This window comes from Rhizobium giardinii bv. giardinii H152, from assembly GCF_000379605.1.
Lineage (GTDB): Bacteria > Pseudomonadota > Alphaproteobacteria > Rhizobiales > Rhizobiaceae > Pararhizobium > Pararhizobium giardinii.
The window spans coordinates 1-1,703 of sequence record NZ_KB902747.1; the positions used below are offsets into that span (position 1 = coordinate 1).

Consider the following 1,703-nt stretch of genomic DNA (forward strand, 5'->3'; position numbering starts at 1 on the left):
CGTCCGCTCCTTCAATTCAACGAGCAGCCGTAGGATCTGCGCCTGGATCGTAACGTCCAAAGCGGTGGTTGGCTCGTCGGCTATGAGCAGTTCCGGCGAGCAAGCAAGCGCCATGGCGATCATGGCGCGTTGACGCATGCCGCCCGACATCTCATGCGGATAATTTTTAACGCGGCGGTCTGGGTCTGCAATGCGGACGAGGTGCAGCATCTCTTCAGCTTTCGCCAAAGCCTCAGAACGAGACGCACCAGTATGGATTTCGACTGCCTCCGCGATCTGTCGGCCCACGGTGTGAACGGGACTCAAACTTGTCATGGGATCCTGGAAGATCATCGCAATCTTGTTACCGCGAATGCTTCTCATCTGTCGCTCGGAGAGCTGCAACAGATCTTGTCCGTGAAAAGAGATTTGGCCGGCCACAGTTCGGGCGGTCTGCCTTGGCAGCAGACGAAGGATCGAGAGAGAAGTGACGCTTTTTCCGCATCCGGATTCGCCAACGACACCAAGTGTTTCGCCTTTCCGAACTTGGAAGCTGACCCCGTCCACGGCCCGCGTGACGCTATCTTCGCCGAAGAAATGCGTTTCAAGGCCCCGCACATCAAGGAGGACATCTTGATCAGAAACTTTCTGTATATGCATGTCAGCGCCGCCTCTTCGCGCGAGGATCGAACAAGTCGCGGAGACCGTCCCCAAATAGATTTACCGCCAGAACCGTGATGGCAAGGAAGATACCCGGGGCGAATATGGTGAGTGGAGCAATTGACAGGTACAGCCGAGAGCTAGAGATCATATTCCCCCAACTAGAGATTTCGGGGGGCACGCCGACGCCTAAGAAGCTCAGCCCGGCTTCTGTCATGATCGCGTCCGCACAAACAACCGCAGTTTGGACCATGAGCGGTGGAAGAGTGCTTGGAAGAATATGGCGCCACAGAATCTTCGGCAGCCGTGCTCCGCCGCAAACAGCGGCTTCGACATATGCGCGTTCACGCACACTTAGGACCACTGACCTTACCAGTCTCGTCACACTCGGAATTTGTGGGATGGCGATCGCTATAATCAGAATGCCAATTCCCGTCCCCGTGAGCGAGATGAGCGCGATTGCAAGCAAGAACGTTGGGATCGACATCAAAGCGTCCATCACGCGCATGATGACGTTGTCGAAGCTCCGAATGTAGCCGGCGAGTACGCCGATCAGAAGCCCTGCGGAAGCTGCAACTAGCGCCGATACCAATCCGACCGTGAGAGAGATCCGCGCGCCGTAAACGGTCCGAGCGAACACATCCCGACCCAGGTTATCCGTCCCCAACCAATATTCGGCCGAGGGGGGTTGCAGGCGGACGAACGGATCCATTTTCAACGGATCTCCCGCATAAAGTGGAGCTGCGAGCGTCAGAGCGATCAGGATCATCAGGAGACCACCGCCGATCAGAACCAGCGGGTGTCTTCGAGCATGGCGGGCGAGGTGTGAGACTCGAAAGCGACCCCGTTGCCCGGGGTTTGGTAACGAAATAGCAAAAGACATATCAGTACCGAATCCGGGGATCGATCAGCGTGTAAGCAAGATCGACCGCCAAGTTAATCAGGACGTATATTCCTGAGATGACGATAAGTACGCTTTGAATGACCGGGTAATCTCGATTGTTGATCGCATCGACTACGAGACGGCCAATTCCCGGGATATTGAACACCGTTTCGGTGAGTAC

The 1,703-nt window shown here is 55.8% G+C and carries 3 protein-coding genes; all 3 read right to left on the reverse strand.

Annotation, left to right across the window (positions count from 1 at the left end; translation table 11 throughout):
• On the reverse strand, positions 1 to 639 hold a 639-nt coding region (locus A3AY_RS0132950), incomplete at its 3' end, for an ABC transporter ATP-binding protein (RefSeq protein WP_018329930.1).
• A gap of 1 nt (position 640) precedes the next feature.
• Positions 641 to 1,408: an ABC transporter permease gene (locus A3AY_RS0132955; protein ID WP_018329931.1), complete on the reverse strand. Its 768-nt coding sequence runs from the start codon at positions 1,406 to 1,408 to the stop codon at positions 641 to 643.
• A gap of 115 nt (positions 1,409 to 1,523) precedes the next feature.
• On the reverse strand, positions 1,524 to 1,703 hold a 180-nt coding region (locus A3AY_RS0132960), incomplete at its 5' end, for an ABC transporter permease subunit (protein ID WP_018329932.1).

What these genes read in the sequence shown, in the direction of transcription:
- A3AY_RS0132955 (WP_018329931.1), bottom strand. Translation starts at nt 1,408, where the DNA reads ATGATCCTGATCGCTCTGACGCTCGCAGCTCCACTTTATGCGGGAGAT.